6 protein-coding genes are annotated in these 7,456 nt (G+C 65.3%); 4 read left to right on the top strand and 2 right to left on the bottom strand.

Annotated elements, in window-relative coordinates; genetic code table 11:
* Window positions 1-200: 200 nt before the first annotated feature.
* Window positions 201-830: an HAD hydrolase-like protein gene (locus ACK4TE_RS15635; RefSeq protein WP_409912465.1), complete on the top strand. Its 630-nt coding sequence runs from the start codon at window positions 201-203 to the stop codon at window positions 828-830.
* Window positions 831-983: 153 nt separating this feature from the next.
* Window positions 984-2,618, top strand: a complete 1,635-nt coding sequence (locus ACK4TE_RS15630; protein WP_409912464.1) for a GMC oxidoreductase — start codon at window positions 984-986, stop codon at window positions 2,616-2,618.
* 7 nt (window positions 2,619-2,625) lie between these two features.
* Here ACK4TE_RS15630 and ACK4TE_RS15625 read toward each other — a convergent pair whose 3' ends face one another.
* Together ACK4TE_RS15625 and ACK4TE_RS15620 are read right to left on the bottom strand one after the other, a co-directional pair.
* Window positions 2,626-3,762 carry a DegT/DnrJ/EryC1/StrS family aminotransferase gene (locus tag ACK4TE_RS15625; RefSeq protein WP_409912463.1) on the bottom strand — a complete coding sequence of 379 codons (1,137 nt, stop codon included), beginning with the start codon at window positions 3,760-3,762 and terminating at the stop codon, window positions 2,626-2,628.
* 78 nt (window positions 3,763-3,840) lie between these two features.
* Window positions 3,841-4,782, bottom strand: a complete 942-nt coding sequence (locus ACK4TE_RS15620) for an isopenicillin N synthase family dioxygenase (RefSeq protein WP_409912462.1) — start codon at window positions 4,780-4,782, stop codon at window positions 3,841-3,843.
* A gap of 124 nt (window positions 4,783-4,906) precedes the next feature.
* Here ACK4TE_RS15620 and ACK4TE_RS15615 point away from each other — a divergent pair, with 124 nt between their 5' ends.
* Both ACK4TE_RS15615 and ACK4TE_RS15610 read left to right on the top strand, forming a co-directional pair.
* Window positions 4,907-6,796: a DUF262 domain-containing protein gene (locus ACK4TE_RS15615; protein WP_409912461.1), complete on the top strand. Its 1,890-nt coding sequence runs from the start codon at window positions 4,907-4,909 to the stop codon at window positions 6,794-6,796.
* 169 nt (window positions 6,797-6,965) lie between these two features.
* Window positions 6,966-7,456, top strand: a 491-nt coding sequence (locus ACK4TE_RS15610) for a Wzz/FepE/Etk N-terminal domain-containing protein (RefSeq protein WP_409912460.1), incomplete at its 3' end; no start/stop codon positions are given.

The raw sequence follows: 7,456 nt of genomic DNA, 5'->3' as shown, positions 1-7,456 counted from the left end.
GCTCGTGCATGTGGGGAGCCTCGCTCCCGACGCGCTCGCCACACCTCAAACCATGGACTATGAAAGGGCCAGACTCTCGAAATGAATGAGGGACCCGAGGGTCTCAGGTCAATCGCTGAATTGCACGGTGCGCATTTAGACTAGTATTTGAGACAATGTAAGATTCTGTAGTGAGTGTAGCCACTTAGGTTCTTTGACTTATGCCCGACCTCTACATCTTCGATTTCGACGGCACGCTTGCGGACAGCGCGGGGTGGTTCCGGTCTATCCTGCCGGATATTGCGAAGCGGTTCGGGTTTCGGTGTCCGGGGGCGGAGGAGCTGGAGGAGCTGCGCCACAAGCCGCCGCGCGAGGTGATGCGTGTACTGAAGATTCCGGGTTGGAAGCTGGTGTTCATTGCCGTGCATGTGCGAAAGCGCGCGGCGCGGGAGGGGCATTTCCCGATCTTCGACGGCGTGCCGGAAGTGCTGGAAGCCATCAAGGCTAGTGGCGCGAAGATCGCCATCGTATCCTCCAACGCCGAAGCCAGCGTTCGCCGGGCGCTGGGGCCGGACCTTTCCGCAAAGGTGGACGCGTTCAGCTGCGGCGCGGGCATGTTCGGCAAGGCCAAGCATTTCCAGGAAGTGCTGGCAAAACTCGGTGTGCCGGCCGGACGGGCCCTCGCTGTCGGCGACGAAATCCGCGACATTGATGCGGCGCGCGATGTGGGGCTGAAATCTGCCGCTGTCGCCTGGGGTTTTGCCATGCAGCCGGCGCTGGAAGCGGCGGGGCCGGACTATTTTTTCGAGACGGTCGCGGATTTCCGCGCCTTCGTGGCCGGCGCCGCCTGAGCTTGCCGCGGAGGTAGCCGGGGTGCCGGGCTTTCCGCCATCATAGGTCGTCTTCCCGAAGGCGTATTTATTGCATAGGAGTTACCCTTATTGCCGGACGAGTTCGGGTGGCGTACCCGCGGATACCGGCGGCTGGGATGAAACGACGGGCATATGCCGGTACTGGCGGAAGTAATCAGGGAATCCGGTACGCTCGATTTTTCGAAGCCGCGGAGCTATGACGCCATTGTTGTAGGCACCGGCGCGGCGGGCGGTGTGGCGACGCTTAACCTTGTCCGGGCGGGCCTGAATGTTCTGGCGCTGGAGGCAGGCTGGGAGCCGGCCTCGCCGCACTCGCGCCTGCGCGATCCGGTCTCGCAGCTGATTGCGGTGATTTCGAACAGCCGCACGCTGAGGGGGCTGCCGCCGGACGTGATCAGCTTCGGGCGCAGAGCGCTCAAGGCAGCGGGCAAGGTGCGCCAGCCCGTGCAGACGAAATGTTTCGCCTGGGAAATGTCGCCGGGTTCGCTGGTGGATGACCGCGACTGTCCTTACGAGACAGCTCCGGATACGGACTTCCACTGGTTCCGCTCACGCCAGCTCGGCGGGCGGATGATCGTGCCAGGGCATGGGCGGCAGTATTACCGGTTCGGCAAGGCGGATTTCGAAGGCCGCGGCGATGCGCTGGCAGCGTGGCCGCTGGAGGCGGGCGCGCTGGATTGCTGGTATGCGAGCATCGAAGCGGCGCTCGGCCTGCGGGGAGGCAATGATCATTCGGGGCTGGTGCCGGACGCCCGGCTGAGTGTCGTGAACACAGTGCTGCCGAGCGAGGCGGCGACCATCAGCGCGGTGCGGCAGGCCGTGCCGCGCGCCGAGGTGATCCTCGGCCGGTACGCGCCGCCGATCGACTGGATGTCGCACGCCGCGGCCGAAGGTAGGCTGACCGTGCGCACGGGCGCGGTGGTGCGCCGGGTGAAGGTGGACGGAGATCACCGGGCCTGCGGCGTCGAGTGGCTGGACAGGCGCACGGGCGCGGTCGTCTCGGCAGAGGCACCGACCGTGTTTGTATGCGCCTCGGCCTTCGAGTCGGCGCGCATCCTGATGCTGTCGCGGAGTGCGGCGGGCCGGGAGCAGTGCGGCCTGCATTCTGACGCGCTGGGCCGGTATGTGATGGATCACGTCGTGTCGAGCTGTTCGGGCTATCTGCAGGCCGGCGCCAACGAGGCTGACGAGGTGCTTGAGGACGGGCGGTGCCTGTATGTGCCGATGGTGGCGGCCACGGATGGCGGGGCGGAGACGCCCTACGGCGTGCAGGTCCACCGGCACACGTTCGGATCGAAACGGGCGCGCATCGACCTTGCCGGATTTGCGGCGATGCAGCCGTGCGCGGAAAACCGGCTGAGGCTGTCGGGCCGGACGGACCGGTTCGGCATGCCGATCCTCACCATTGACTGCCGCTACAGCGACCGGGACATTGAGGTAGCGGGCCAGCAGATGCAGACGATCCGCGCGATGGCGGGGGCGCTGGGGCTGAACGTGGATTACGAGAGCCCGCAGGCGGCAACGCCGGGCACGGGCATCCACGAGTGCGGCACGGCGCGGATGGGCGCGGACCCGGAAACGTCCGTGGTCGATCCAAATCTCGAATGCTGGGATACGAAGGGCCTGTTCGTGACGGATGCGGCGGCGTTCCCCTCGATGGGCGCGCAGAACCCGACGCTGACGATCATGGCGCAGACGGCGCGCGCGGCGGCCTATGCAGTGAGCCGGCAGATGCGCGTGCCGTCGGCGGCTGAGACGCAGGCCTGAGCCGGCGTCAGCCCGCGATGCCGGCGGCGACGCGGCGCATCATGAAGTCCGGATAGTTGAGGCCGAGATTGACCACGCAGGTGCGGTCGAGAATGTCGAGCGTGCGGGCGCACATGTCCGGCGTGTAGGTGATCTCGCGTTTCGCCCAGGCCCAGGGGTTCATCTTCGGATGGAAGGTGCGTTTGGCGAGGATCGGTTCCCAGTTGGTGTAGACGTGCTTGGAGCTGTCGCGCAGGCGGTTCCAGACGCCGCGGCGTTCCTGAAGGGCGATGGCGGCTTCCTTGCTGGGGGCGAGGATTGTCAGGCTGACGGCGCTGGCTTCATCATTGTGGGGCGTGACGCGGAAATCCTTGCTCTGGGCAAGGATGGGCGCCATCAGCGCGCGGCGTTTGCGCATGCGCTCGAGCATCGGCTGCACCTTCTTCAGCTGCACGCCGAGCATGGCGGTCTGGATCTCGGTGACCTTCATGTTGACGCCGACGAATTCGGGTTCGTTGTAGCGTTCCTCATGGCCGCGGATCATGGCGCCGAGATCGTGATAGGAGCGGGCGCGGGCGAAGTATTTGTCGTCGCTGGTCAGAACCGCGCCGCCTTCGCCGATGTTCATGTTCTTCATCTTGTTGAAGCTGAAGGCGCCAAGGTCGCCGATGGCGCCGAGATGGCGGCCCTTGTAGGTGACGCCGACAGACTGGCAGGCGTCTTCGATGACGACGAGGCCGTGCTTCTTCGCAATCGCCATGATCGCGTCCATGTCGCACGGGGCGTTGATCATGTGGACCGGCATGATGGCGCGGGTGTAGGGCGTGATCTTGCGCTCGATGTCTTCGGGATCGATTGTCAGCGTCTCGTTGATGTCGACGAGGACGGGGACGGCGCCGACCATGACGGGGGCGGCGGGAGTCGCCATCCAAGTGTAGGCGGGTACGAGGACTTCGTCTCCGGGGCCGATGCCGGCGGCGGCGAGGGCAGCTATCAGGGCGCCGGTGCCGGAGGTGACGGTGAGGACGTGGCGGGCGCCGGTGAGGTCGCTTAGGGCACGCTCGAAGCTGTTGGTGAAATGGGCGTCATCCCCATAGCGGGACAACTGGCCATCGGCGATGGCGCGGCCGGCGGCGATCCATTCGCGAAACCCCATGGCAGGCATGCGCCATCCTCCCTTAACGAAACAGGAGACTGACGGGACTCACGTCCCGTGCCAAGCGAATCCCGGTGGCGGGAGGGTTTACGCCTTGACGAGGCCGATATCGCGCAGGCGTTCCATCAGGAAATCCTGAGCGGTGATCGCCGGCTCGGCCTTGCCGCCTTCGGCGAGGCAGCCGGGCAGGGCCTCGATCAGGAAATCCTGATTGAAGTGCAGGAAGAAGGGCGTCGAGTAGCGCGGGAAGCGCGAACGCTCCGGGGCCGGATTAACCACGCGGTGAGTGGTCGAGGGCAGGACCCCGCCGGTGTAGCGCTGCAGCATGTCGCCGCAATTGATGACGAGGGCGCCGGGCGGCGGGTTGACCGCGAGCCACTGGCCGGAGCGGTGTTTCACTTCGAGGCCGGCTTCCTCGGCGCCGAGGAGCAGCGTGATGACGTTGATGTCCTCATGCGCGCCGGCGCGGACGGAGCCTTCCGGCGGCGGGTCCATCTGCGGCGGATAATGCAGCAGGCGGAGGATCGAGTTGCCGAAGTTCACCTTGTCGGCAAACCAGTCTTCGGCGAGGCCGAGATGCAGCGCGACGCCTTTCAGCAGGTCGGCGCCGAAATCATCAAGCGCTTCGTAGAGGGCGCGGGTGGCGCGGTCAAAGTCAGCGACTTCGGAGACGGACGGCGTGTCCTTCATCGTGTCACGGTAGCGGGAATCCGCCGGCAGGGCGCGGCCGGTATGCCAGAACTCTTTCAGGTCGGCCTTGGCCTGGCCCTTGGCGTTTTCAGTGCCGAACGGCGTGTAGCCGCGCTGACGGCCGCCGGGGGCGTCATGGTATTTCTCTTTCGTCTCGGCCGGCAGGGCGAAGAAGGCCTTTGTGGCGGCGAGATTGTCGTCGATGACGTTCTGCGCGACCGGGTGGCCGGTGATGACCGCAAAGCCGGTTTCGCGGAACGAACGGCCGAGCTTGTCGGCAAAAGCGGCCTTGTCTGTGGCCCACAGCGGATAGGGGATGGGTTCGAAATACTGGGTCATGGATCGCACCGGTTCTGGTGGTGCCGGATGGGCCCGGCAACGAGTTGTGATTTCTGTTGCGCCGATCTAGCTTTCAACCCCGGAGGCGTCCCTGTCTCAAAGGGCCGCACCTCGCGGGGAAAACATGCGCACTTTCAATATTCTACCCCACTCGGTCACGGTTGGCGAGTATCTCGGCTGGTCGCGGTTCGAATGTGCGCGGGAGCAGCGCGACTATCAGTGGCAACGCGAGCAGGTCGAGACCTTCTGCAGCGACATTGCCGTATTCTTCCGCGCCCCCGGCGAGCTGCCGATCTATTTCATCGGCCAGACGATTGTTGCCGGCCCGGCGCCGGTGTTCCGGATCTATGACGGCCTGCAGCGCACCACGACGGTGACCCTGATGCTGTGCTGGCTGAGGGACCGGCTGGCGGGCGTGCCGGAGGTGCAGAAGCTCGTCTCGGACAGCATTGCCAATGAGCAGGGTCATGCGCGCCTGGTGCTGCCGGGCGATGACAACTCACTCTGGCGGTTCGCACAGAAGCCGGGCGCGACGCTGGACCGGGTGGTCGGCGGGAAGATGTTCGGGCGCTCGCTCGCCGTGCGCAACAATCTCGCCGTGATCGAAAAGGTGCTGTCCTCCTTCCGGAACGAGGCGGAGCTGGCGGTGTTTGCGACATGCCTGCTCGGCAAGGTCGAGCTGGTGAACCTGCAGATATCCAATGGCGGGCTGGCGGAGCTTATGTTCTCCAAGATCAACGGCACCGGGCTGAAGCTGAGCCCGTATGATCTTGTGAAGTCGCGGCTGATCGAATTTGCGCGCACAGAGCAGGAGGCGGACAGGTTCGTGCGTGTTTGGGACCGTGTACGGAACATCGTGCACCGCGACTTCGAACAATTCCTGCACGATGCCTTCTCCACCGCGCGGCCGGACCTTGCGCCGCCGGGCGGGGTGCCGAACCTTGAAGCCTTCCTCGCCTGGGCCAAGGAACGGCATATGCGCGACAGCCGGGGCCTGTTCACCTGGCTCGGCTTCCTGGAGGCGGCAGCGCCCGACTGGATGGCGCTGAATGATGTCGCCCGGAATGGCGCGGCACTGCGCACGGAGCTGAAGCCGCTGAATTCGCTGTCGGTGATCGATGTGCATGAGTGGCGCCCGTTTGCGCTGGCGGTATATGCGCGCGTCGGCCGCAAGGGCTTCCGGACCGAAGCGCAGAAGGACATGCTGGCGGGCGTGTTCCACAAGCTGCAGGCGCGCGTGGCGGCGCTGAAATTTGCAGGCGTGAAAGAGCGGCAGAGATCGGTCTATTTCCGCGAGGCGATCCGGACGATCCAGAAGAGCGGGAGCAGTTTTTCCGAGGCGATAGACACGTTCGAGTTCCGCCCGCAATGGGTCGCTCGCATCCGGCGCCTGCTACACGAGCCGGTGACGGATCCGTTCCTGCGGCGTGCGCTGTTCCAGTTCCTGGAGCTGCAGACCGTGCCGAGCCTGCGCTCCCTTCGGCCGTCGGCGCAGAAGGCTTTCTCGATCGAGCACATCCTGCCGGAATCGCCGCCGCCGGGATCGCCCTGGCTCGAGGCCTTTCCGGAGGAGAACCAGCGTAGCCGCTGCACGGACCTGATCGGCAACCTGATGAGTGTGCCGATGGACATGAACAAGAAGCTCGGCACGCTGCCATTCCCGGAGAAGCGCGCGATCCTGATGGAGAACCGGTCCATCTGGGAGCGATGGATCACCTCGCAGGGCGTTCTCGAGATCGAGGAATGGACGCCTTCGATGATCGAGGTGCGCACACGGCTTCTCGGGCGTCTGATCTGGGGCGCGCTGGCCTTGCCGGGCGCGCCGGACTTTGATGGGCCGTGGGTGCCGCGCGACACCGAAGAGGATGAGGCCGACCTTGACCTGAAGCAGGACGCGGACACGCCCTTCGATGCTTCGCAGGTCGAGGCGTTCATCGAGAACAGCCTGTCTGATCCCGAGCTGCCCCTGGAGTTTGAGGCGGAACCCGAAGACCTGTCCGAGGACCTGCCGTAGGCGGATTATCCGCTGAAGTTGCGGGATGCACGGGCAGTTCTGCGGGGGCCGTTCGCCCCGGACGTGTAAAAGCTGCACCAGCCCCCGCGATCAATGCTAATGATTAAGGAAATATCAAACGGGCCATGCGACCCGTTCATATTGGGCAATTCTGCGAGTTGGACACCGAATGTCGCGCGCCGGCGAAGGCACATATTCCATGCTGGCCGGTTTTGTCCGGCCGCGGCTGGGCGCGGCAGACATGCTGGTGCTGCTCTGGCGCGCGAAATGGCTGATGATTGCCGTATTCCTTCCGCTGCTGGCGGCCGGGCTGGCGGGGGCGGCACTCTTGCCTTCTCGGTACACGGCAGAAACGCGGCTGATCGTGGCGCCGGACCGCGCCGCCATGGCGCGGGCGGAGTTGGAGCTCTTGCGCAGCCCGGCTGTGGCGCACCGGGCGCTGGCGGCGGCGGGGCTGGCGCGGGCCTATCCGGAGATTGCGCGGGATTGCCGCGGCGAGGTGTGTGCGCGACTGGCGGCAGATGAGATCGCCGCGCATTTCGATGCGCAAGCGGAAGCTGGCAGTCCGCTTATTACCGCGCGCTTCACGCACCCGCAGGCGGCGATGTCGGCCGAGATGCTGCAGGCGATCGTGCAGGCCTATCTCGACTACCGCGCGGA

The sequence above is a fragment of the Hyphomonas sp. genome (assembly GCF_046313975.1).
GTDB lineage: Bacteria > Pseudomonadota > Alphaproteobacteria > Caulobacterales > Hyphomonadaceae > Hyphomonas.
Note: the sequence above shows the minus strand (reverse complement) of the source record. Positions and strands in the feature narration are given on the sequence as shown.